At 44.5% G+C, this 24,254-nt stretch carries 25 protein-coding genes; 12 read left to right on the top strand and 13 right to left on the bottom strand.

Annotation, left to right across the window (positions count from 1 at the left end; all coding sequences use genetic code 11):
• Nucleotides 1–97 precede the first annotated feature (97 nt).
• The 3 genes from GTH32_RS03815 to GTH32_RS03805 all read right to left on the bottom strand — a co-directional run bounded on the left by GTH32_RS03815 (nt 98) and on the right by GTH32_RS03805 (nt 2,109).
• Nucleotides 98–850, bottom strand: a complete 753-nt coding sequence (locus GTH32_RS03815; RefSeq protein WP_163083914.1) for a choice-of-anchor H family protein — start codon at nt 848–850, stop codon at nt 98–100.
• 103 nt (nt 851–953) lie between these two features.
• Nucleotides 954–1,352, bottom strand: a complete 399-nt coding sequence (gene rraB, locus GTH32_RS03810; protein ID WP_163083913.1) for a ribonuclease E inhibitor RraB — start codon at nt 1,350–1,352, stop codon at nt 954–956.
• 31 nt (nt 1,353–1,383) lie between these two features.
• Complete coding sequence (locus GTH32_RS03805) at nt 1,384–2,109, bottom strand: 1-acylglycerol-3-phosphate O-acyltransferase (protein WP_163083912.1); 726 nt, start codon at nt 2,107–2,109, stop codon at nt 1,384–1,386.
• A 242-nt stretch (nt 2,110–2,351) separates the two neighbouring features.
• Here GTH32_RS03805 and GTH32_RS03800 point away from each other — a divergent pair, with 242 nt between their 5' ends.
• Entirely contained in the window at nt 2,352–3,497 is a 1,146-nt protein-coding gene (locus tag GTH32_RS03800; RefSeq protein WP_163083911.1) for an HD domain-containing phosphohydrolase, read from the top strand.
• A gap of 79 nt (nt 3,498–3,576) precedes the next feature.
• Here the strand turns inward: GTH32_RS03800 and glnG are convergent, their stop codons facing one another.
• From glnG to glnA, 4 genes are all read right to left on the bottom strand, one after another.
• Nucleotides 3,577–4,986, bottom strand: coding sequence for a nitrogen regulation protein NR(I) (glnG, locus tag GTH32_RS03795; RefSeq protein WP_163083910.1), 1,410 nt, complete (start codon nt 4,984–4,986; stop codon nt 3,577–3,579).
• The gene (gene glnL, locus GTH32_RS03790) at nt 4,976–6,061 is read right to left on the bottom strand and encodes a nitrogen regulation protein NR(II) (RefSeq protein WP_163083909.1); all 1,086 of its coding nucleotides are present in this window, start codon (nt 6,059–6,061) and stop codon (nt 4,976–4,978) included. Before glnL ends, glnG begins: the two co-directional genes overlap by 11 nt.
• Nucleotides 6,062–6,186: 125 nt before the next feature.
• Complete coding sequence (locus GTH32_RS03785) at nt 6,187–6,768, bottom strand: DUF4124 domain-containing protein (RefSeq protein WP_163083908.1); 582 nt, start codon at nt 6,766–6,768, stop codon at nt 6,187–6,189.
• 102 nt (nt 6,769–6,870) lie between these two features.
• Entirely contained in the window at nt 6,871–8,280 is a 1,410-nt protein-coding gene (glnA, locus tag GTH32_RS03780; protein ID WP_163083907.1) for a glutamate--ammonia ligase, read from the bottom strand.
• A gap of 469 nt (nt 8,281–8,749) precedes the next feature.
• On the opposite strand from glnA, the gene typA reads away from it, so the two are divergent.
• The 3 genes from typA to GTH32_RS03765 all read left to right on the top strand — a co-directional run bounded on the left by typA (nt 8,750) and on the right by GTH32_RS03765 (nt 12,354).
• Nucleotides 8,750–10,579 carry a translational GTPase TypA gene (gene typA, locus GTH32_RS03775; protein ID WP_163083906.1) on the top strand — a complete coding sequence of 610 codons (1,830 nt, stop codon included), beginning with the start codon at nt 8,750–8,752 and terminating at the stop codon, nt 10,577–10,579.
• A gap of 161 nt (nt 10,580–10,740) precedes the next feature.
• Nucleotides 10,741–11,112 carry a response regulator gene (locus GTH32_RS03770; protein ID WP_163083905.1) on the top strand — a complete coding sequence of 124 codons (372 nt, stop codon included), beginning with the start codon at nt 10,741–10,743 and terminating at the stop codon, nt 11,110–11,112.
• Nucleotides 11,113–11,202: 90 nt separating this feature from the next.
• Nucleotides 11,203–12,354: a PatB family C-S lyase gene (locus GTH32_RS03765; RefSeq protein ID WP_163083904.1), complete on the top strand. Its 1,152-nt coding sequence runs from the start codon at nt 11,203–11,205 to the stop codon at nt 12,352–12,354.
• Nucleotides 12,355–12,447: 93 nt separating this feature from the next.
• Here GTH32_RS03765 and GTH32_RS03760 read toward each other — a convergent pair whose 3' ends face one another.
• Complete coding sequence (locus tag GTH32_RS03760; RefSeq protein ID WP_163083903.1) at nt 12,448–13,644, bottom strand: Nramp family divalent metal transporter; 1,197 nt, start codon at nt 13,642–13,644, stop codon at nt 12,448–12,450.
• A gap of 186 nt (nt 13,645–13,830) precedes the next feature.
• On the opposite strand from GTH32_RS03760, the gene GTH32_RS03755 reads away from it, so the two are divergent.
• Nucleotides 13,831–14,487 carry a UPF0149 family protein gene (locus GTH32_RS03755; protein ID WP_163083902.1) on the top strand — a complete coding sequence of 219 codons (657 nt, stop codon included), beginning with the start codon at nt 13,831–13,833 and terminating at the stop codon, nt 14,485–14,487.
• Nucleotides 14,488–14,490: 3 nt separating this feature from the next.
• Here the strand turns inward: GTH32_RS03755 and GTH32_RS03750 are convergent, their stop codons facing one another.
• From GTH32_RS03750 to GTH32_RS03740, 3 genes are all read right to left on the bottom strand, one after another.
• Nucleotides 14,491–14,688, bottom strand: a complete 198-nt coding sequence (locus GTH32_RS03750) for a hypothetical protein (protein WP_163083901.1) — start codon at nt 14,686–14,688, stop codon at nt 14,491–14,493.
• 115 nt (nt 14,689–14,803) lie between these two features.
• Entirely contained in the window at nt 14,804–15,232 is a 429-nt protein-coding gene (gene hemJ, locus GTH32_RS03745) for a protoporphyrinogen oxidase HemJ (protein WP_163083900.1), read from the bottom strand.
• A 3-nt stretch (nt 15,233–15,235) separates the two neighbouring features.
• A complete protein-coding gene (locus GTH32_RS03740) occupies nt 15,236–16,912 on the bottom strand; it encodes a chloride channel protein (RefSeq protein WP_163083899.1) in 1,677 nt (558 codons plus the stop codon).
• Nucleotides 16,913–17,020: 108 nt separating this feature from the next.
• Here GTH32_RS03740 and GTH32_RS03735 point away from each other — a divergent pair, with 108 nt between their 5' ends.
• Complete coding sequence (locus GTH32_RS03735; RefSeq protein WP_163083898.1) at nt 17,021–17,758, top strand: DUF6776 family protein; 738 nt, start codon at nt 17,021–17,023, stop codon at nt 17,756–17,758.
• A 96-nt stretch (nt 17,759–17,854) separates the two neighbouring features.
• Here the strand turns inward: GTH32_RS03735 and azu are convergent, their stop codons facing one another.
• Nucleotides 17,855–18,304: an azurin gene (gene azu, locus GTH32_RS03730; RefSeq protein ID WP_203565343.1), complete on the bottom strand. Its 450-nt coding sequence runs from the start codon at nt 18,302–18,304 to the stop codon at nt 17,855–17,857.
• A 344-nt stretch (nt 18,305–18,648) separates the two neighbouring features.
• Here azu and GTH32_RS03725 point away from each other — a divergent pair, with 344 nt between their 5' ends.
• The 4 genes from GTH32_RS03725 (at nt 18,649) to minE (ending at nt 22,088) form a co-directional block, all read left to right on the top strand.
• Entirely contained in the window at nt 18,649–20,028 is a 1,380-nt protein-coding gene (locus GTH32_RS03725) for a class II fumarate hydratase (protein ID WP_163083897.1), read from the top strand.
• Between the two features lie 234 nt (nt 20,029–20,262).
• On the top strand, nt 20,263–20,997 hold the full coding sequence (gene minC / locus GTH32_RS03720; protein ID WP_163083896.1) for a septum site-determining protein MinC: 735 nt from the start codon (nt 20,263–20,265) through the stop codon (nt 20,995–20,997).
• Nucleotides 20,998–21,024: 27 nt separating this feature from the next.
• Nucleotides 21,025–21,834: a septum site-determining protein MinD gene (gene minD / locus GTH32_RS03715; RefSeq protein ID WP_163083895.1), complete on the top strand. Its 810-nt coding sequence runs from the start codon at nt 21,025–21,027 to the stop codon at nt 21,832–21,834.
• A complete protein-coding gene (minE, locus tag GTH32_RS03710) occupies nt 21,834–22,088 on the top strand; it encodes a cell division topological specificity factor MinE (RefSeq protein ID WP_163083894.1) in 255 nt (84 codons plus the stop codon). The genes minD and minE overlap by 1 nt, the downstream gene beginning before the upstream one ends.
• 6 nt (nt 22,089–22,094) lie before the next feature.
• Here minE and GTH32_RS03705 read toward each other — a convergent pair whose 3' ends face one another.
• Nucleotides 22,095–22,916 carry a polyphosphate kinase 2 family protein gene (locus tag GTH32_RS03705; protein ID WP_163083893.1) on the bottom strand — a complete coding sequence of 274 codons (822 nt, stop codon included), beginning with the start codon at nt 22,914–22,916 and terminating at the stop codon, nt 22,095–22,097.
• Between the two features lie 280 nt (nt 22,917–23,196).
• Here GTH32_RS03705 and erpA point away from each other — a divergent pair, with 280 nt between their 5' ends.
• Both erpA and GTH32_RS03695 read left to right on the top strand, forming a co-directional pair.
• Complete coding sequence (gene erpA / locus GTH32_RS03700; RefSeq protein WP_163083892.1) at nt 23,197–23,541, top strand: iron-sulfur cluster insertion protein ErpA; 345 nt, start codon at nt 23,197–23,199, stop codon at nt 23,539–23,541.
• Between the two features lie 136 nt (nt 23,542–23,677).
• Nucleotides 23,678–24,250 (top strand): glutathione S-transferase family protein, encoded by a 573-nt coding sequence (locus GTH32_RS03695; protein ID WP_163083891.1) that lies wholly within the window; start codon nt 23,678–23,680, stop codon nt 24,248–24,250.
• Nucleotides 24,251–24,254 lie beyond the last annotated feature (4 nt).

The following is a 24,254-nucleotide window of genomic DNA, read 5'->3' as shown; positions in this document are numbered from 1 at the left end:
GATTAAAACCCGCGCCGTTTGCCCGGTAAGCTCTCTATGTTAAGCTTTTATAATTAAAATGCCGGTTTTTAGGCAAGGAGAATGAGGGGCGAAAAAGCTAGCGTTTACGCGCTTTTACGCCAAGTGTTGCACACAATAGCAGCGCCAATGTCAGTAAACCTGTGCTTCCCCCATGTTCCTCTACAACGACTATTGTGTCTTCATAGCGATACTCATAATCATCGCTCTCTAAGCTCAACATATAAAGGTCGGCGTCTTCATAGCTGTCACTGTACGCCACCAAGTTATCGGTGTAGGCATCGTACAACTCGATGAGTAAGTCGTATTCTTGGGGAGGAAAGCCGGATATCAGGGTATTTTCCAGAACAAAACTGTCGCTGGAATCTTCGCCGTAAATAGCAAATTCTGACGTCACATGAATAGAGTCGTAAACACCGTTACTCCCAAGGTATACCACCGCATAAACGGGGGCACTTGTGTAAACCGTGTCGGCATCAAACTCTAGGGTAAAACGAGAGTAGTATCCGTCATAATCGATATCATGGTCAAAGGTTACCCAGCTATCATAAATCCAGAAATCTTCATTATAGGATTGAGCCACCTGCGCATATGTTTTACTGCTAGCTAGTAGTGTTTGCTTACGCTTTTCGTGGGTGTCGGTAGCGTTAACAGTTGCAAGGGGAGACGCGGGAGCAGTAGGTTGTTCATAGGGGTTGTCGTAGCGCAATTCCACCACGCTAACCTTTTTTTCGTTTGCTTCTTGAGATGATGCAAACGAGGAAGACACGGGCGCTGTAATAGCAGCCAGTGCTATTACAGGCATAAAAAGAGCGTGAGTTAATTTATTCATTGTTTACATCCTTTTCAAAGCAATAATGTCAGTGCCATTGTTGATGAAAAAAGATGAACAAAAGCTGAAGCGAGCCTTAATAGGGCTAACTTAGCGGGTAAAATTACTCTTCGAAGAACTCGCCTTCATCATCACTGTCGTCCTCGCCTCTGGGCATAAAGTAGGTGCCCCAACCGTCGTATTGTACGTGTTGCTTATCGGCAATTTTAAGCAATGCATCGCTATCAGCATTCAGCGTTTCTACATCAAGTTCACGTTCAATTACCGCATCGAAACAAAAGATTGTTCCGCCATCGTCCAGCATGAGCTCTTCTGCGTCAGTTACTTCAAAGCCGGCTTTAAAGCAATCTACGGCCGCTTTTTCAAGCTTATCGAAGTCGTTACTCGCTAGATGATGCTCTATGGTGTATTGGGCATCTGCTTGGCTGCCGTCTTCTAGTAATGCGTCTATGGTTTCCTGATTAAAGGCATACCATTCTTCTCGTTCGTCAAATTGGTTCATAAGTACTTAGGCCCTGTATTTTTTCGCAAGTTTACTCGCTTTTTTCTATTTCAGCGACCTGTGCATCAAGTTCTTTAAATTTGGCTTTCATTTTATCGTTAAAATATGCCATCCATTCCTTTACCGAGCGCTCTTCAGTAAGCGGTTCAGGGGCGGAAATATCAATCAATACAGTGCCGTTATCCCAACGATTCCATTTAATCTTATTGTGTAAGTTACTGGCGGTAACCATCACAATGGGCTCATTGGTGGTTTTAGCTAGGCGAAATGCTCCTTGTTTAAACGGAAGTATGCCGCGCCCGTAGCTTCTGGTTCCCTCGGGGAAAAGCCATACTGAGGTACGCTTTTGTGCAATACGCTTTGCTGCAATATCTAACGTATTGCGCGCCCGTCCTGTATGTTTTCTGTCAATCATGATGTTGCCCGATAGCCAGTAAATTTGGCCGAAGATAGGGATCCACTTAAGGCTCTTTTTACCAATAGTTACCACGCCGGGCATAGCGGCTTTGCAGATAGTAATAATATCAAACGAATTTTGATGATTAGCAATATATACATAAGGTTCATTTTCATCCACCGCTGGATCTTTTCTTATCACCACTTTTAGGCCCACAACCTTGGCCATAAGTGAGTACAATTTACCTGCAGTGTGCACGTTATTTTTATGAAAAGGCCGGAATATACAAACCAAAAGTAGCGCAATATTAATCAATAAAAAGGCGATAAACATTGCGGGGATACGAACTAAAGCGATCAAAACAACTCCTGAATATAGATGACGGGCGAAGTATAAAGTAACTTTAGCTCTACACTTGTCCGATCAGTAATAGCCAAAACATGCACAAAGGCTGCAAGAGCGGCATGCTACCATCATATCTTTGGTTGTTTTTATTTTTAGCAAGTAATATAGGATATTTGCCTTTAGTATGAGGTAAGCTTGTCGATAGAAAATAACAATAGGCAAGCGAATTGCTAACTTTCTTAATGTGGAACTGATAGATGCAAACATTTGTCCCTGACGACTTAGAAGACGACATTCTTAATGATTTAATGGAAGAAATTAACGAGCTTTATGAGTCGAGTGAACAAACCTTAATAGAGTTAGAATTACGCCCCGAAGACAATGAATTGCAACGTGCGCTATTTCGGTCTATCCACACCATCAAGGGTGATTTGGGGCTGGTTAATTTTACCCCTATGATCCCGTTGCTACAGCATGTTGAAGATTTACTCGATTATTTACGTAAAGGCCAAGTTTCTTATACTAGCACTATGAGCGACTTAGTGTTGCTTACCATGGATAGGGTTAAAGCTTTTGTTGAAGGGGTAATGGCCAAAGGCAAAACAGAATACGACGAGAAATTACATAGTCAATTGGTGTTGGCCATTAGCCGGGTAACACCAGATAACGTGGCTGAACACGAACAAAAACTAACCGAAGCGGTATTACTGTTAAACCCTGCCTTGGATGTGGTTGCAAAAGCCGATGATCCAAAAGCGGTGCAAATTAAACCGCCTACTTTGGCAACCACCGGTATTCCTAAAGACATCAGTAGCGAGAAAAAACTCGATGTATTGTTTTTTCGCGATCTTATGCAAACCATTGAGCGCCGGTCAAACTACTGGGGTGGGCGAGGCGATAGAATAGCGAAACTCGCCATGTATATTAACGACGTAGCGGGTAACCCTATTGATGAAGATCAGCTGGCCGTTGCAAGCTATGTCCACGATTTCGGCATGGCATTTATGCCGCTTAAAATACTGCATAAAGAAGAAGCACTTAGCGATATTGAATTTAATTTAATGCGTTCTCACGTGTATAAAAGCGCCCGTTTGCTCGAACATCTTGAACAGTGGGATATGGCGCGGAAAATTGTAATGCAGCATCACGAACGAACCGATGGCACCGGCTACCCATTAGGCCTAAAAGAGCCTGATATTTGTGAAGGCGCGAAACTGCTCGCTATCATAGACACCTATGATGCCATGACCCATTCGCGGGCGCACAACGAAGATAAGTTACTGTCGAAAAAAGAGGCCGTGATTGCAATAAACCGATCCGCAAAAGGTCAGTTTAGTATGAAGTGGGTAAGGCACTTTAATCAAGGTATGACCCATCTGTTGACTAAAGGGCATAAATTTTAGCGCTATTCGGGCAGTTAACTCGAGTATTATTGAGGTTAAGGGAGTAGCGCCTCGTTTGGCTACTCCCCTTTAATATTGGTTAATTAATATCTAACTCTTTTAGTTTTCTGGTAAGGGTATTACGCCCCCACCCAAGACGTTTGGCGGCATCTTGTTTGTGCCCATGGGTATAGTGTAATGCGCGTTCTAACATTATCTTTTCAAACGTCAGCATGGCGTCGTTAAGTATATTATGGCGGCCATCCCTCAATTGCTTATCAGTCCAGCTCGCCAGTAGTTCGGGCCAATCTCCGGCAGCTGAACTTGGCTTCTCTATACTACTTTCACCGTGAATCTCTGGTGGGAGATCGCTGGGTAACACTTCTTGTCCGCTTGCCATAACAGTAAGCCAACGAGATACGTTTTCAAGCTGCCTTACGTTACCCGGCCACGGTAATTGGGCCATAACCTTTTCGGCTTCTTTACTAAGTAGCTTCGCTTCTACATCAAGCTCTTTCGCTGCTCTGCGCAAGAAGTGGCGCGCCAGTAAGGGGATATCTTCACGGCGTTCAGCAAGTGAGGGAAGGTGCACACGAATAACGTTAAGACGGTGAAATAAATCTTCACGGAACTTACCTTCTGCAACACGTTGCTCTAAGTTTTGGTGAGTCGCGGCGATAATACGCACATCTACGGTTACTGATTGATGCCCGCCCACACGATAAAATTGTCCATCGGCCAATACGCGCAGTAAGCGTGTTTGCACATCTAGGGGCATATCGCCAATTTCATCTAAAAATAAGGTGCCGCCATTGGCTTGTTCAAAGCGTCCCTGGCGTGTAGTTTGGGCGCCGGTAAACGCGCCTTTTTCGTGGCCAAATAGTTCCGATTCCACCAAGTCGGCAGGAATAGCTGCCATATTTAGCGCGATAAACGGGTTATTAGCCCGTGGGCTATGGCGATGAAGCGCATGGGCCACAAGCTCTTTACCGGTGCCAGACTCCCCGTTAATTAACACACTTATCGACGAGCGAGATAACCGGCCTATTGCACGAAAAACTTCCTGCATAGCCGGCGCTTCCCCAATAATCTCAGTTTGCGTTTCATCGGGTACAGCCTGATGGGTTTTAGACTGTTCTCTGGCGTGGGCTAACGCGCGCTGAGTAAGGGTGACAGCTTCATCTATGTCGAAGGGTTTGGGCAAGTATTCAAACGCACCTTTTTGATACGCATTTACCGCACTGTCTAGGTCAGAGTGAGCGGTCATAATAATAACCGGTAACATAGGGTGTGATGTATGTACTTCGTTAAGTAACGTCATGCCATCCATTTGGGGCATGCGAATATCTGAAATAATGACTTCAGGTGCTTGTCCGCTTTGCAACTGTAGAAGTAAATCTTCGGGGTTTTCAAAACTTAAACAGCCGATATTAGCAGCCTGTAAGGCCTTTTGTAGCACCCAACGAATTGAACTGTCATCATCGACAATCCATACAGATTCATTCGTCATTGCCTGTCTCCTTACGATCAATTGGTATATAAATAGTGAATTCTGTGTGTCCTGGGTGGCTATCGACGTCGATTTTGCCACCGTGGTGGTTAATTAGGGTTTGCGATATGGACAGGCCTAGCCCGCTACCATTTTGCTTACTGGTTACCATGGGGTAAAACAGCGTATCTTTAATTTGTGACGGTATACCTGGCCCGTTGTCGACAATTTTAATCTTGGCAACTAATGAGTGACGTTTGGTTTGGATTGTCATTTGACGTTCTATCCGTGTAACCAAACGAATTTCGGGGTTTTGCGTTTCGCTTTCAAGCAAGGCTTGTACGCTATTTCGCGCTATATTTAACACCGCCTGCTGGATCATATCGGGGTCGATGACCAGGTCAGGAATACTTGGATCGTAGTCGCGGATAATAGTAATGGGGTTGTCTGAGTCTACCCGCATTAGGCGACGTACTTTTTCCAGCGATTGGTGAACATTACATTCTTCGAATCGTGGCAGTGAATTAGGCCCTAACAGACGATCTACAAGGTTGCGCAAACGATCAGACTGCTCAATGATCATTTGGGTAAATTCTTTATGTGATTCACTTAACTCTTTTTCGAGAAGTTGTGCAGCACCTCGAATTCCCCCTAATGGGTTTTTAATTTCATGGGCTAAGCCTCTAATCAATTCCCGTGCAGCATAATGTTGTGCGTTTTGTAAGTTTTCTCGTGAAATTCGTTTTTGTTGATCTATGGTTTTTACTTCAAACAAAAGCCGTGCACCTTCCTGACCCTGCAGGTTGGTTACGGTTAAATCAGCCATTACGTTTCGGTTGTCCCGAAACGACAAGCGTATTTCATTTTCAGTAAAATCTTCGCCATGGCGTATGGCAGCGCGTAACCGCGTGGTTTCGATGGTGCCGGGCATGAAAAATTCGCTGAGTAAGTGTCCATAAAGCTGTTTTCTTCCGGTTTCAAACAGCGCTTCGCCGGCATGGTTGGCGTAGACAATGTTTAGTTTCTCATCAACCATCACCAACGCTGTATTTAAGCTATTAAGTAACTGTTGTGTTTCTAACTCGGTAGGATGCATCCGAGCTTATCTCCTTGCACATTATTGGTGCAGTATAGCGCAAGTGAAATATTAACGTGCAATCGAATACTTTTTAATATTTCTCTTGAACCGCCATGGTGCGGGCGGTGCGCTATAATTGAACCCTAGTTATTGTTTATCAACACTGACGCTTGATGCAAAAACAGTGTTCTAACTTCTGACGATGCAAGAGTCTTGCCCTTATTATTGATTACCTTAACTTGGTAGTTATGGGCGCCACGAGGCAGGCCTTGTAACGCAAATATGCCCGTGGTATTGGTGGCTTCTATGGTGCCGTTTAACACAAGTTGGTATTGTGGGGCGAAAGGCCGTTTAGGCTGAATAGCGCGAATAGTAACGTTGCCGCTATTGTCTCTTACCGTAGCGTCTGGGGCGGGGAAAGCGATATTTACCGCGTAGTGAGATTGTGAGGATTGCTTGTCTGCACTGATTTGGGCAGCGGGAAGAGCGGGCTCATGATGATTAACCACATTTTTCGTTTGTGACGAGAATGTTAGTGGCGTGGCATCGGTGCTCGGGCTATCGGTATACAGTATGCTGCCGTCTTGTTGCTTCACTTGGTATATTTTTGCGTCTTGATTTCCTTCCTGTTCCTCTACAGCAGATGATTGCGGTAAGGCAAACGATAGAGGAGGGGGGGTTAACCCAAAAATCAGCGTTAAATAGAGCGGGGCACGTATGCTCATTACAAAGGGCACCAAAGACAACAATAGTATAATAGTAGGAAAGGTTGAGGCATAAAAAAAGCCCGCAAGCGGGCTTTTGTATAAATGCTAATACGTAACAGCTTATACGCTGTAGTACATGTCAAACTCAACGGGGTGAGTAGTCATGCTAAGTGTCGTAACTTCTTCAGATTTAAGATCGATGTAAGCATCAATCATATCATCAGTCATTACGCCGCCCGCTTTAAGGAATTCACGGTCGTTATCTAGCGCTTCAAGTGCCATTTCTAGCGAGCTAGCAACAGTTGGGATTTCTGCAGCTTCTTCTGGAGGAAGATCGTATAAATCTTTATCCATAGAATCGCCAGGGTGGATCTTGTTCTTAATTCCGTCAAGGCCAGCCATAAGCATTGCAGTAAATGCAAGGTAAGGGTTAGCTGTTGGGTCAGGGAAACGTACTTCGATACGACGGGCTTTATCACTCGTTACGTAAGGAATACGAATTGAAGCAGAACGGTTACGCGCTGAGTAAGCCAGCATTACTGGCGCTTCGAACCCTGGAACAAGACGCTTGTAAGAGTTGGTCGAAGCGTTAGCGAAAGCATTGATTGCACGTGCGTGCTTAATGATACCACCAATGTAGTAAAGCGCTTCTTCAGAAAGACCTGCATACTTGTCACCTGCAAAGATGTTTTTACCATCTTTAGAGATAGATTGGTGACAGTGCATACCCGAGCCGTTGTCACCAACAAGTGGCTTAGGCATAAAGGTCGCTGTTTGACCGTAAGCATGTGCTACGTTGTGAACAACATACTTATAAATTTGGATTTCATCAGCTTTCTTAACAAGGGTGTTAAATTCGCAAGCGATTTCGTTCTGACCTGCCGTGGCTACTTCATGGTGGTGAGCTTCGATAACCAAGCCCATTTCTTCCATAACCATACACATAGCAGCACGAATGTCGTGCGCTGAGTCTACAGGTGGCACTGGGAAGTAACCGCCTTTTACGCCAGGACGGTGAGCCATGTTACCGCCTTCAAATTCTTCACCTGAGTTCCACTTCGCTTCAGCAGAATCGATCTTGTAGAAAGAACCCGCCATATCAGTATGGAATTTCACGTCGTCGAACAAGAAGAATTCTGGTTCTGGACCGAAGAATACAGTGTCACCGATACCGGTAGACTTAAGATACTCTTCTGCGCGGCGAGCAACAGAACGCGGGTCGCGCTCGTAACCTTCCATAGTGGTAGGTTCTACGATGTCACAACGAACATTTACTTGCGTTTCTTCAGCAAATGGGTCAACAACACAGCTTTCAGCATCTGGAAGAAGAACCATGTCCGATTCGTTAATGCCTTTCCAGCCTGAAATGGAAGAACCGTCGAACATTTTTCCTTCTTCGAAGAAGTCTTCGTCAACTTGGCTCGCAGGGATAGATACGTGTTGCTCTTTACCCTTAGTATCGGTAAAGCGTAAATCGATAAATTTAGCTTCACTTTCTTTAATCAGCTCTAATGCCTTTTCTACTGACATCGTGTCCTCCAGGTTTATTGTAAAAATGCAGAGTGATCAGCCTCACCCTAACAGTGGTAAAATTGAAAGCGATTATCATGCCATTTATCGCTAAGCGTATTTTTGTGGCTTGCAAGGGCACAGGGCCCTTTATTCATGCATTAATTGCATCATAATGGTGCATTGCTGCACTTATGTGGTGCTTGTAGGGCAATCCTGTTTGCAAGCGTAGAATACTTAGCGCGGTGCTGCCACATAGTCGCCCAATAAAATGTGATCTAATGTTTTACACGAGGTATTGGTACAGGTCTATAATATGAGATGATTGGTACTTAAATCGGGGAAGTTTTACATAATACCGAAAAAAAGTGCGCAAACGTCGAGGTTTTTCTGTACAATCCGCGAAAATTTCTCTATCTGCATTTTTTTGCAAGAATCTAGTATATGCTATTTCGGCATGTATCGATTTACACAGGCTCTATATATAAGCATGAATACCACTGATATTAGTAAATTGCGTAATATCGCAATCATCGCCCACGTTGACCACGGTAAAACTACTCTTGTAGATAAGCTGTTACAACAGTCTGGCACCCTTGAATCTCGCGGCGAGCAAGAAGAGCGCGTAATGGACTCGAATGACATCGAGAAAGAGCGCGGTATTACCATCTTGGCTAAAAACACTGCTATTAACTGGAATGACTACAGAATCAACATTGTAGATACGCCAGGACACGCCGATTTTGGTGGTGAAGTAGAGCGTGTTATGTCAATGGCTGACTCGGTACTCTTGCTTGTTGATGCACAAGAAGGCCCAATGCCACAAACGCGCTTCGTTACACAAAAAGCGTTTGCACAAGGCCTTAAACCAATCGTTGTTATCAATAAAATTGATAAACCAGGTGCACGCCCTGATTGGGTAATGGATCAGGTATTCGATTTGTTCGATAACCTTGGTGCTACCGATGATCAGCTAGATTTCCAAGTTGTTTATGCTTCTGCACTTAACGGTTGGGCGTCATTGGATGCTGATGAGCCTACGGAAGACATGACACCACTTTTCCAAACTATTGTTGATCAAGTAGCGGCACCTGACGCTGACATCAATGGTGGTTTCCAAATGCAGATTTCACAGCTTGATTATAACTCCTATGTAGGTGTAATCGGTGTGGGTCGTATTAGCCGTGGTTCAGTAAAAACTAATCAACAAGTCACCATAGCTATGGCTGATGGGAAAACGCGCAGCGGCAAAGTTGGCCTTGTGTATGGCTACCTTGGTCTTGACCGTCATGAAGTTGAGCAAGCTAATGCAGGCGATATCATCGCGATTTCAGGTTTGGGCGAGCTTAAAATTTCTGACACCATCTGTGATGTAAACGCAGTAGAGGCGTTGCCTCCACTTTCAGTTGATGAGCCAACGGTTACCATGACCTTCCAGGTTAATACTTCACCTTTTGCAGGTAAAGAAGGTAAATACGTTACCTCACGTAACATCTTAGAGCGTTTGAATGACGAGCTTGTTCATAACGTAGCATTACGTGTAGAAGAAATGGCTGATCCTGATAAGTTCCGCGTATCAGGTCGTGGTGAGCTTCACTTAGGTATTCTTATTGAGAATATGCGTCGTGAAGGTTACGAACTAGCGGTATCTCGTCCAGAAGTAATCCTAAAAGAAGAAAATGGCGAAACCCAAGAGCCGTTTGAAACCTTGACCATCGACTGTGAAGAACAACATCAGGGTTCTATCATGGAGCAGCTTGGTCTGCGCAAGGCTGAAATGACAGATATGTCGCCAGATGGTAAAGGTCGTGTTCGTATCGACTTTATCATTCCTAGCCGTGGCCTAATCGGCTTCCAAACTGAATTTATGACTATGACGTCAGGTTCTGGCTTGCTGTACCACACATTTGATCATTATGGTCCATACAAAGGTGGTATTATCGGTAAGCGTAAGAATGGTGTTCTTATCGCCAACGCTAAAGGTAAAGCACTAACTAACGCATTGTTTAACCTACAAGAGCGTGGCCGTTTGTTTATCGGTCATGGTGTTGAAGTTTACGAAGGTATGGTTATCGGTATTCATAGCCGTGACAATGACCTTACCGTGAACGCGCTAAAAGGTAAGCAGCTTACTAACGTTCGTGCCTCAGGTACTGATGAAGCACAAACACTTGTGCCACCAGTAAGAATGTCGCTTGAACAGGCACTTGAGTTTATTGATGATGACGAACTTGTAGAAGTTACGCCAGAATCGATTCGTATACGTAAGAAACTTCTTACTGAAAACGAGCGTAAGCGTGCATCTCGTGCGCCTAAATAAGAGTATAAACGCCTAGGGGTTTATACTCTTATGGAAAAAAGCCAACCTGAGGGTTGGCTTTTTTTTTCGTTACGCTAAAAAGTATAGCTTAAAGGTTAATTGGCAATCACGCCGACGACCTCTATCATTAAACGATTAAATCACTGCATAAGGTTAGTTCTGTGCTCTCAGTTGCTGTTATTGAAGACGACCTTGTTACCCTCGATATTATTACTAATGCGTTAGAAACCCGTCTTGGGGCAACCGTTTATCCTTTTAGTAGAAGTAAGGTTGCGCGAGAGTTTTTGCTGCGCCAAAACGCTTCAACGTTAAGCCTTGTTATTAGCGACCAAATAATGCCCACCTATGACGGACTGAGTCTATTGAAAGTATGTCGTGCAGCGCAATTAAATATTCCTTTTTTGCTAATCACAGCTGATCCTAACCGAAAGCTGGTTACAGAAGCCAAGCAATTAGGAGTAAGCGGCTTTTTAGCCAAACCGCTTAGTATGGACAAGTTAGCCGCCAAGGTAAATGCGGTCATTGGTGGATAAAAAAGTCCGAATTGATATAAGCAGCGCTAGTTTCCTTTGCCGTGAGTTATTACACTAGAGGCATATTTATTATGGTAATAGGAAGATAGCGTGACATTTAATTTCGATGAGACTCCTTCACGAAAAGATACATTTTCTTTTAAATGGCAAAAATACAAAGGCACCGATATCATTCCCTCGTGGGTGGCTGATACGGAGTTTCGCTGCGCAGAGCCTATTTTAGATGCGCTTAGCGCGCACGTTGAACATGGTAACCTTGGTTATATCTTACCTGCACACCATGGTGACGCGATTAACGCTGTGGTCCGTTGGCTAAACGACAAACACAATTGGGCTATTGAACCTGAATGGGTGGTGTGGACACCTGGGGTGGTGCCTGCATTCAATGTGGCCTGCAAAGCCTTTTGTGAAGCTGGCGATAAAGTACTCATTCAAACACCTAATTACCCGCCATTACTTGCAGCGCCTGCATTAAACGACTTAGAAAGGGTGGATATTGGCACAGTGCTCGACCCGCACTCAGGCTCAGATAACCCCCGTTATACACTGGACTTTGATGCCTTAGAAAAAAGTGCCGCGGATCCTAAATGTAAGCTGTTCATTTTATGTAACCCTATGAACCCTGTAGGCTCGGTTCTTTCAAAAGCAGAACTCGACCGCATTGCTGATATTTGTAACCGTAATAATGTTCGTTTGTGTAGCGATGAAATTCACTGCGATCTTATTTTAGAACCCGGTAAATCTCATATTCCAGCAGGCCGTGAAGCGAACCTTGCTGATAACAGCGTAACCCTGATGGCGGCCAGTAAAACCTTCAACGTCGCAGGGTTAGGCACGTCGTTTGCAATTATCCCCAATGCTACATTGCGTCGCCAATTTACCCAATCGGCGGCAGGTATAGTGCCTTGGGTTAATGTAATGGGTTTAGCAGCGACGCAGGCCGCGTTTACTCAGTGTGATGATTGGCACCAAGCACAATTAGCCTACCTGCGTGAAAATAGAGAGATGCTGCATACCCGTATTAATGCTATTGATGGGTTAAGTATGGTAAAACCCGAGGCAACGTTTTTAGCCTGGGTTGATGCCAGCGGACTTGACGTTGACAACGTGTTGTTATGGGCAGAAGAAAAAGGCGTAGGGCCTTCCCCGGGCGCAGATTTTCATAAGGCTGACCACTTCCGCATTAACTTTGGCTGTAGTCGCGCCATGTTAGAAGAAATTTTAGCCCGTTTAGAAAAGTAGCCTTTTACGTGTAACCAAGGGCCAGAGAGCTCTTGCCCTTGGTTGATTTAGCTTTACAGGATACTCCATGGAGGTTTCACTCTACTGTCTGTATCAAAGAAATAAGCTTACCACTTTATATCCCCCAAGCCCGACAACCGTGGCCACCACAAAACCTCCAGCGATATTGCTATAAATACTATTGCCGTATTTTCCCAATGTGGTTTTATTGTTCATTACCACTAACAAAAATAAGGCAATAATCGGCAGTAATAAACCATTAGTTGCTTGTGCAAATAAAATAGCAGGCAGGGGTTTAAACCCCACAGTAGCTACCGCAACGCCACAGCAGATAATACTAAACCAAACCGCGCGAAAGGCTTTGCTGTGCATATTATCCGATAGGCCTAAAGCACCGCAGACCGCATACGCCGCCGCTAAAGGCGCGGTGATAGCACTCGTTAGACCCGCTGAAAAAAGCCCTAAAGCAAAGAACCATTGGGCCTTATCGCCTAACACCGGCTGTAATTGCTCCCCCATATTAGAGGCATCCATGGTCGCGGCTTGATTAAAAAATGCCATCATAGCTGTAGCCATTACCACCAAGGTAATTAATCCACCCATACTTATCGCCTGTGCTGATTGACTACGACAGCGTTTTACAGCCTTGTCTTTATCTTCTCCTTCGGTGGATTTAGCCACTAGGCTGGCATGTAAAAAAAGGTTGTAAGGGACGATGGTGGTGCCTATTAGCGCTAAAACTGTGGTAATAGCATCGGCATTCAAGCTTGGCTTCAAAAACTGTTCAAACATTGCTGCGATATCGGGCTTAGCTACAATTAGCGTGAGTAAAAATACGCCAGCCATAATAAATACCAAATAAACCAGCACTGTTTCTATCCATTGGTAGCTGCTGGTCCAAAGCAATAGCAATGCGATAACGCCAAGAATTAATGCCCAGCTACCAGTACCAATGTTGAGAAAGGCGTCGAGTCCAATCGCGGCACCGGTTAAGTTGCCCGATTCATATGCCGCGTTACCTATACCTATCGCTGCCACAATAAGTGCCGTAAATAGCGCTTTTAATACCGGGCTTCTCACCATATCTTTCATGGCACCGGCAAGCCCTTTACCGGTAGCGACGCCGAGTCTGGCCGCCATATCTTGCAAAACTATGGTGGCAAAAATAGAGAACAACAGCGCCCATACTAGATGAAAGCCGAAGTTAGCACCCGCCAAGCTTGCGGTGGTAACGGTTCCTGGGCCTATAAATGCGGCCGCGATAATATATCCTGATTTATCTTTTGCCATGTGGACGACTCTTAGTTAAGTTTTGCTATCATGACAACAGGGCCGCGTACACGCAATAGTGTAACGCCTCCCTATTTGTCTGGTGTTTGCACTACGCAGGTTGGAATATTACCTAAGTAGAGAAGGCGGCGAAGCTTACAGGTTGGTAATGGTTACATGCAACCGTAGAAAAGAAGAGTAAATATCATGAGTTCAGTACCCATTGACACCCTTGCACATATTTATCAGCACGAGAACCTATCCTCAGTGCTTCCAGATAAATTTGAGGCCGATGGCATGATATTCGCCATTGCTGCGGCACCAGAAATACCTATGCCAGAAACGTGGATGCCGTGGCTGATAAAAAGCGCCTCAAGCGCCATGGTCGACGCTGAGGTTAATACGCTGGCAGATGGGCTTATGGATGGTCTTAGGGCACATCTACAGGCAATGCAGGGCCAAACAATATCCTTACCTCCACGTTGTCGAGCAACAAAAGACGGCTCAGTGCAGGATTCCCCCGTGGGTGCTTGGTTAACGGGGTTGTTATTCGCTCATCAGCAGTTAGAGAGTGTATGGCAGTCTGCATGGGAAAAGCACCAGCAAGGTGCAGTGCGAACAGACGTTACGGATAAAGAGTGTGCTGAAAAACGATTGTCACGGTGCCTTAAGTTATTTTCTACTTTAGCTAACGTGGAACTGGCAATTAAGCAGCGTTCCCCTCAACAGGCGCAAGCGCTAAAAGAAAATCTAAACCTTTTATGGAAGCAACTCCCCTCTGTGTTGCGCGACTATGAACACTTAGCGGGTGAGTTAGCAGCGGCATTGCCCAATCAATTTGAAATGTATACGAAAGCGCCTTAATAGTTAACGTTCTCTATTGGTTAGGTTCTGGTGGCGTTGGGCTAAGCTATTGCGTAATGACACTATATAGCGGTCTAATTCCGCCTTAGCGTTATCGTAGGCGGCGTTTAAATCACTCGAATTAGGTTCTTGCATAAGCGCTTTAAATGCTACATCGGTTTGTTCTAATAACCGCCTTAAATGTTGATTATTTTCGTCCATGCTCGCTCCTTGAGTGGTTACTATCGGCAAAGATGCTCGTATAGTGGGTTCCGTAATTTTGACAGTCAGTCCTGGCGCTGCGGGTTAAAATTTGTACTCATTACATTGTTATATATTACAATGGCTTAACAACTGCAAGGCAAACAATGCCCAAAATAAGTAATACAGGCGCTTCATTTAAAAACCGATAAAATTTGCTACTGTGTCTGTTTTCATCCCGTGCAAACTGTTTCATCAATCTAAACAAATAGAAGTGATAACTGTATATGGCAAGTAAAAGGACAATTTTAATGTGCAACCATCCCGACATTTTAAACCAGGTGGCGCCATAGCTAACAATCAGTGCAATACCAAAGGCAAGGGTGAGAAAGGCAAACGGCGTGACAAAATACCAAAGTCGACGTTCCATAACCTTAAATTCGTCTTTCACCACTTGAGACGTTGCCCCAGCGTGATAGACAAAAAGTCGAGGCAGGTAAAATAACCCCGCCATCCACGCCAGCATAAAAAAGATATGAAGTGCTTTAAACCATAAAATATACATGAATTAGTACTGTGCCTTCTGTAAAAAGCTTTGCAAGGTATTCCAAGTAATTACGCCGACAATATCGTTAAGCTCAAGATCGTAAATATACACGGCGCCTGAGCGAGCATTTTTCAAGTGTTCATAAACTTCATGCAGCGTACATTGTACGCTTAAGCCTTCCATTTCGTAATAACTTAACGCATTAGCATCATGCTCTAAACTCACATTATATTGGACCAGCCGATACTGCACATCTATTTCAAATTTTGACTGCTGAATAACAATTTTCGTCGGATTACTCGAAAGATAATCTAATAGGGCTTTATCAGGTGCGTCTACAAAGAGTTTATAGTCTGTGCTCATTGCGGCCAAAACGCCTGTTTTCTCTAACGATTCACGTATTGACGATATGGCATAGGGTAAATTCTGATACTCCAATTGGCGAATAAAAATAGACCGGTTACCGAAAAATTGGGTAGAAGTGACATATGCCGGCACAATGACAAGCATTGCAGGGAGAATGATTTGCGGGCTATAGGATAATTCCATTACCGCCGATAACGCCGCAAGGGGGGCGTGAAGTACCGCGGTAAGCATACCGGCGATCCCCAGTAGAGCAAAGCTACTGGTGAATTCTGGGATCTCAATAAAATAAGAAAGCGGCACGAGTAAAACCGCCCCCGCTAACATACCAATGACCATTACGGGGCCGATAATACCCCCGGGTACACCTAAACCAATGGCACATACCGCCAATATTACCTTAGCTATCAAAATAGCGCAGAGTAATAAGGTGCCTGGATCACGTTCAAATAGTTGTTCTACATCGATAAAATTAGCGCCTAAGGCTTCCGGTAAGAACATACCTACGCTACCGGTAATAAGTGCCGCTAAAACTAAGCGCCAAACCATAGAAACGGGTCTGAAAAAAGTCATAACCCGCATAAGCTGGTTATTAAAAAAGGTGGCAAGCATACCTAGCAATACGCCCAATACGATAAGATAGATATACATCCATTGACTGAACGCGGTAAATGACAAGAAGGACAATTCGTTTATCTCGCCAAATACAATACGGGTAAGTACAGAACCACAGGCAGCGGCAAGCATAACAGGTACGAAAATATGAATACGATATTCTCGCAGCACTACTTCCATTACAAAAATAACTGCGGCGAAAGGGGTATTAAATGACGCTGAAATTCCAGCGGCGATACCACAGCCAGCCATAATTCTTACACTATTATCTGGCAACCGTAGCCATCGACCTAAAAACGTACTGCTTGAAGCACCTAAATGGACAGATGGACCTTCTCGGCCCACAACAAAGCCGCCAGCCAGTGCTAACATGCCGCCGAAGAATTGGTTTATGGTGGTACGAAAAGGAATATGGCCGTAGTAATATTTTACCCGATGGATAACGAATGGAATGCCCATTCGATAATGTTTGAACCCGGTAATATAGGCAATAAGTAGGATAAGACCCACACTGATTAGCGGCATAAGTAAGAATACCGGCCACTCGTGGTTAAACCAGCTTTTAAGACTGCCGAACCCTGAGGTTTGTATCCATTCCACACACAGTCGAAATAGAATGATAAGCATGGCTGCACACCCGCCACCTATAATGCCTAATAAGCAAAGTTGAATTGAGGTACGTGGATGAGCGACTTCTTGTCGTAAGGCCTGCAAGCGCATGATGTGTTATGGTAAAGACAACATAACATCAAGCTTACCACAAACACTTTCAATTCATAATGTTAAGAAAGACAACAGAGTACTGATAAGTTAGCAGTAAAAATAACAATGACGACAGACGAATTAAAAAAACAACTCGGTGATCACAAATGGTCGCTGCTTATTGGCCTTGCTATGCTCGCCATGGTTGCCCTTGGCTACAATATCGCACGCAAGATTGACGAAGGTGACGGTAGAAAGGTCGCTGCCCAAAGAGCCACTATTGCCTTGTTAACTGATGAAAATAATCAGCTGACCACACGCGTAAATCAGTTGGAGATTGCACTCGAGTTGGCGAAAATGGAAAAGCAGGATATTACCGCAGCGTTAGCGCAAGAGCGTAGCGACACGGTTAAGCTAATGGAAAAAGTGGCGTTTTATGAGCGGGTGATGGCGCCGGAAAAAACGCAAGAAGGCTTTGTAGTAGAGGGGGTTAAAGTAACCCCCGGCAATAGCCAACAGCTATACCATGTAAGTATGGTGCTGCTGCAGCAAAGTACCAGCAAGCGCGTACTACGAGGAAAGCTTAATATCGCTTTTGTGGGAGAACAAAATGGAGAAACTGTTACCTTAAGTACGTCGGATGATAAGTTGACTTCTGATGATATAGCGTATCGCTTCAAATTTTTCCAAGCCGTTAATACCAGCGTAACTTTGCCTGAAGGCTTTACTCCACAGGAAATAGTGTTAACTACCACGGTCTATCAATACAATACGCGAAAAGGAAATTATACCCTTAGTGTTCCCTGGAACGTGGCAGTAGATGACCAAAATGAAGAAGAAAAGGAGATGCAGGGCCACCAATGATGGGAGAATTACACATGAGTGGTGAGGCTTAAGGGCGACTTCATAAACAGAAACGGCGAGCGCCGTTTCTGTTATATAATAAAGCGCAATGTAAGGTTAGCTACCGAAAGTAACCGTTCCTTTCATAAGGCTTATATGGCCAGGGAAGGAGCAGAAAAACATATATTCGCCTTCTTTATCTAGTTCGGCTACCGAGAAGGTCGTTGACGTTTCTTGACCACCGCCAATCACCTCGGTTGCGCCGATAACTCTCTCGTCGTTGGGCTTAAGATAATTGTTATCAAGACCCGCACTTACCCCATCTGATGCCACCGCTTGCGCATCTGCTTTCTTTGTCATTACCCAATTATGTCCCATAGACTGCTTAGGCAGGGCCCCGGTATGTTTCAAGGTTACAGTGAACTCATCACAGGAAGCGGGAATAGTTACCTTGCTAGTGTTAAATTGCATAGCATCATTACTTTCTACCGTAGTGGCACATTCATTAGCAAACGCAAACGTTGATGCAAATAACGCGGTAAAGCCGATGATATATTTCTTCATCATAAACGTATCCCTTATGGTTAACCATATCGATAGTGACATGGTCTTAGGTTTGAACTCTTCGCTCGTGATTACGCGATAGACGTTAAGCTGGATCACGTAGGTTATGTAGGTAGGAGGGGCATGACGTTGCGCGGAGGATGTGGTGTGTACACCCAGCGGCTTGTGTAGGAAAAGCAGTTGGCAGAGTGGGCCCTGCAAGCATACGAATATTAGCAGAAACGATGAATGACTGGATCCAACTTCAGCCATACTTAGTAGTGTCTAGTAGACTCGAATTTCATACGCTATAACGCGCTTACTATTTATAAGCCGGCAATGCGCTAACCATATTAAAGGATAAGGTTATGACAAAGACACGCACTGAAAAAGACAGTCTTGGGGAGTTGGAAGTCCCGATGAATGCACGCTACGGCGCCCAAACACAACGCGCTATTGAGAACTTTCCGATAAGTGGCGATAGAATGCCTGAGGCATTTTTACGCGCACTTGTGATGTTGAAAAAGGCAGCGGCGCAGGCGAATATGAAGTTGGAGGCCCTAGATAAATCGCAGGGCGATGCGATTGTTAGCGCATGCAACCTGCTATTAGATGAGCAAGACATTCGTAGTCATTTTCCCGTGGATATTTTTCAAACGGGTTCTGGCACCAGTACCAATATGAACGCTAATGAGGTGATTGCAACTATCGCCAAAGAAAAAGCTAATTGCGATATTCACGCCAATGATCATGTTAATTATGGACAAAGCTCCAACGACGTTATACCTACCACTATTCATGTAAGTGCCAGTATTGAAATAACCCAGAAACTCATTCCAGCACTGGAAGGCTTAATTGCTACCATTGAACGCAAGGCGAAGGAAGTCTCAAAATATTGTAAGACGGGGCGAACCCATCTTATGGATGCAATGCCAATAAGGATGGATCAGAGTCTTTCTGGATGGGCGTCACAGCTAAAACACCAAGTAAACGGGTTAAAGGTGTTGCTTCCTCAGTTACAAAAATTAGCGCAAGGGGGAACCGCGGTAGGCACCGGGGTAAATGCCCATCCGAAGTTTGCCGAGACCATAGCCGAAGAGCTTACGTTGTTAACGGGTATTGAATTTTCAAAAGCAGACAATTTTTTTGCAGTAATAGGCTCGCAAGATGTAGCGGTATCTGTGTCAGGAAGTTTGAAATCGTTGGCCGTTAGCATGATGAAAATTGCCAATGATTTGCGGTGGATGAACTCGGGCCCGTTGGCTGGATTAGCTGAAATCTCGTTACCCACGTTACAGCCAGGCTCATCCATTATGCCTGGCAAAGTAAACCCGGTTATCCCTGAAGCCGTGGCGATGGCGAGTGCACAGGTTATTGGCAACGATACAGCCATCACCGTAGGCGGCCAAGCCGGTAACTTCGAATTAAATGTGATGCTACCAATGATAGCCAGTAACCTGCTTAGTAGTATTAAGTTAATGACAAATTGTGCTGTGCAACTTGGCGATAAAGCTATTGCAGGCTTTACCGTAAACCAAGATAAGTTAACCGAAGCATTAGATAGAAACCCCATCTTAGTTACCGCACTTAACCCTATTATTGGCTACAGCCGTGCAGCCGAGATTGCCAAAGTCGCTTATAAAGAGAAGAAGCCCGTGATAGAAGTCGCTGAGGCCATGACAGATTTGTCTAAGGACGAACTCGCTCGCTTACTTGACCCAATGAAACTTACCAACAATCAAGACTAACCGATGGTGAGTGGTTAGGGGCGTTAATTGCCCGTTTAATGGCGAAACGCCCCTAATTTTGACATTCAAATTCTCAGCTGATAAATAATAGCTAAATACAGGTTGTTTATTGAGCACTTGGCCGATTCCTAGGCACTTGGCTATTGCCGTTAAGGGGGAATTTGATAGAGTGCTTATTCGCTTTAAGCCCCTTTACATGGGCGCTTGCGCAATAAGAATACTCAGGAAGAATTAATGACAGATACCTGCTTTCGAATGAAAGGCACTACGCTTACCAGTATAGTGTTGGAAGTCATCGGGTTTGAACCGGATAAGTTTGAATCTCAACTGGCTGACAAAGTGGCCAGCGCTCCACAATTTTTTACGCGTTCATCACTGATTTTACATTTAGCAACCGGCCTGTCTGCAACCGAATTTGAGTTGCTGGTGGCGTTGTGTCGGAAATTCAACTTACAGCCTATGGCGGTAAGAGGGGAAACCGAAGGGTTAAAAAACACGATAAACGATTTAGGGTTGGCCGATGTCAGCCAAAGCAAATTTACCGAAAGTACACTTAAATCGCCGAGTTCTTCAGAAACTGAAGAGGCAGTCGCCGCGCAGAAAACGCCAGTAAGTAAGCCGCCCAGCGCAGCGCAATTAAAGCCTGCGAAAGTGGTTAGCCGACCTGTACGCTCAGGACAACAAGTGTATGCTGAGGGCAGCGATCTGGTGATAACCGCAGCGGTGAGTGAGGGCGCAGAAGTGCTCGCCGATGGCAATATTCATATTTACGGTACACTGCGAGGAAGAGCGTTAGCGGGGGTAAAAGGGAATGCGCAAGCACGGGTTTTCTGTCAGTCGTTAGATGCTGAACTCGTTTCAATTGCTGGGCAATTTATTATGCATGACAAAGTAAAAGCCGCATGCTGGAAACAGCCCGCACAAATCTATTTGGAAGAGGACACGTTACGTATTGAGCCTATTGCTTAGCGATAACGTTTTCATCGAGGAATAAAAATGGCAAAAATAATAGTAGTAACATCAGGCAAGGGCGGTGTTGGTAAAACTACATCAAGCGCAGCAATTAGTACCGGGCTTGCGCTAAGCGGGCATAAAACCGTGGTTATCGATTTCGATGTGGGCCTTCGAAATCTCGATCTAATTATGGGCTGCGAGCGTCGCGTAGTTTACGATTTTGTTAACGTTATCAATAAAGAAGCTTCACTTACGCAGGCACTAATAAAAGATAAGCGTACCAAAAACCTATTTATCTTACCGGCCTCGCAAACCCGCGACAAAGATGCACTTACCATTGATGGGGTGCAGGCTGTACTTGATGAGCTGAAAAAAGAATTTGAATTTATTATATGTGACTCGCCAGCGGGTATTGAGCAAGGAGCTCAAATGGCCCTTTATTTTGCTGATGAGGCAATTGTAGTTACCAACCCTGAAGTGTCTTCGGTACGCGACTCAGACCGTATTTTAGGTATCCTACAAAGTAAGTCTATGCGCGCTGAGCAGGGTAAGTCAGTTAAAGAACACTTGCTTCTAACCCGCTACAATCCAACGCGCGTAGAAAGCGCCGAGATGCTAAGTGTGGCAGACGTGGAAGAAATACTGGCCATTCCATTGCTTGGTGTAATTCCAGAGTCAGAGTCTGTGTTAAAAGCGTCAAACCAAGGTCAGCCAGTTATTCTCGATGAAGAAGCGAATGCGGGCCAAGCATATGCAGATGCAGTAAAGAGATTATTAGGAGAAACGGTAGAGCATCGTTTTCTTGAAGCGGAGAAAAAGGGATTCTTCCAACGTCTACTAGGAGGGAAGTAATGGGTATTTTCGATTTGCTTAAAAAGAAGCAAAAACCGAGTACTGCCGCCGTTGCTAAAGAGCGGCTACAGATTATTGTAGCCCACGAGCGTAAAAAGCGAACAGAGCCGGATTATCTTCCAATGATGCAACAGGAAATTATTCAGGTGATCCGCAAGTACGTCACCATCGCAGATGATCAGGTGTCGGTGCAACTTGATAACAATGATGATTGCAGTATTTTAGAACTCAACGTTACGTTGCCAGACAGTTAATAATTATCATCGTATGGCACCTTCGTCGATATCCAATTGTGAAGCGGCCATTTTTATAAGTGATTCATCAAGCGGGGGCGGGGCTATCTCCACCCCTTCACTAAGCATAGATGTGATGTATTCAAGTGTATCTACTCGCGCTTGCCATTTATGTTCACCCTCAATCACTTTCCAAGGTGCAATAGCTGTGTGCGTGTTGTGCAGCATATCGTTTATTGCAGTCATATATTCACGTCGCTTTGCCCTATTATGTAGGTCTTCCTTTGCGAGCTTCCAGCGTTTATAGGGGTTGTGTAATCGCTCTTCAAATCGACGGCGCTGTTCCTCTTTTGATATATGCATAAATATTTTGATGATGCGCACGCCATCATCAGTTAACGTACGCTCGAATTCATTAATTTCTTGGTATGCTCTTTGCCATTCTTTTTGTGTGGCTAAGTTATCGATACGCTCGACTAAAACCCGTCCGTAGTGTGAACGGTCAAAGATTGCAAACGTGCCAGGGGAAGGTATTTTACGCCAAAACCGATATAAGAAATGCTTACTTTGTTCCTCGTGAGAAGGCGCTGCAATTGGATAGACAGTGACGCCCCGCGGGTCTAACCGTTCAGTAAGCCGACGAATTGCTCCTCCTTTCCCGCCCGCATCCCATCCTTCAAATACAATGAGAGCCCGCCTATTTTGATGATAATAAGCTTGTTGAACATGAAATAATGCCTGCTGACACTGCTTGAGCGCGTCTTTATATTGATCTTTTTGGTCAAAACGCGAGGGCGGAAATACGTCTGTTAACTGGGGGAAGGTAGGGGAAGACGCTCGTTTATCCATAAAATCCTCACTATTGTTATCGTCTTTGACGCAAAATTACGAAAAATGAAATCGCCATATCTATTTTGTATGTGGGTACTTCCCAACGTTGGGTAATATTCCGCCTTAAAACTATACCACTGCCGTGTGTTTATTGTTATTACGCGGGTTACCTATTACGCATTTAACCCATTGCTTGTTAAATTAAGTTTCACCCCAATAGTTGATAGCACTACGCAAGTATAAGATAATTGTGGTCAACAAATGCGTGCATGGGCACGATGTGAATTAAGAGGTGGGTATGACTGTACAAACGGCATTGCCAATTGAGTTTTCTGATGCAGCGGCTCATAAAGTAAAAGCACTTATTACAGAAGAAGAAAATCCGGATTTAAAACTTCGTGTGTATGTAACAGGAGGCGGCTGTTCAGGTTTCCAATATGGCTTTACTTTCGATGAGAAAGTAAATGAAGGGGATATGACCATTGAAAAAGACAATGTGACATTGGTGGTTGATCCTATGAGCTTACAGTACTTAGTTGGTGGGGTAGTTGATTATGTTGATGGCTTAGAAGGTTCACGCTTCTTAGTTGAAAATCCTAACGCCACCACAACCTGTGGGTGTGGTGCAAGTTTTAGCGTTTAGCGCATCACCTCGCTTTATGGCATACGTCGCAATTTAACGTATGCCTGTCTTTCCTTTCCCGTAATTTGCTTTTCTTACAGGCTGAAAGTTGTCTACACTAAATGATAGACAAATCACAAGCCTAGAGTAATAAATCATGAAATTATACGGTTCAACAACGTCGCCTTATGTTAGACGTATTCGAGTTATCTTATCGTCTGTTTCCCATGAGTTTATTGACTTGCAAATTTTCTCTGGAGAAGACCGAGAACTTCTCGCTTCCCGCAATCCTACGCTGAAAGTTCCCTGCCTTGAAGATGACGGCGAAATGATCTTCGATTCGCGCGCAATATATGGTTATTTGGCGGAAAAACTAAATTATGAGCCGTTAACGTGGGAAGAGGAAAACCAACTTACGCTTGTTGATGCGGCAAACGACTCATTTGTTCAGCTTATGTTACTTAAACGCTCCGACATAGATATTAGCGAGAACAAACTCTATTTCAGGTTACAGAAAGAACGTATTGAAGCGGTACTCTACTCGCTAAGTCAACAGTTAGAAGAGGGGGGCTTCAAAGGGTGGTCTTACCCTGAGATTTGCCTATATACAATGGTCGACTGGGTGCTATTTCGTCAACTACATGACATGAAAGACTACCCTCAACTTCTCGATTTTCACGAAAAACACAGAGATAAAATTGAACTCACTGCTACCGACCCTCGTGGGTAACGCC

It is taken from the genome of Alteromonas profundi, assembly GCF_010500865.1.
Taxonomy (GTDB): domain Bacteria; phylum Pseudomonadota; class Gammaproteobacteria; order Enterobacterales; family Alteromonadaceae; genus Alteromonas; species Alteromonas profundi.
This window is presented reverse-complemented; position numbering and strand designations above follow the sequence as displayed.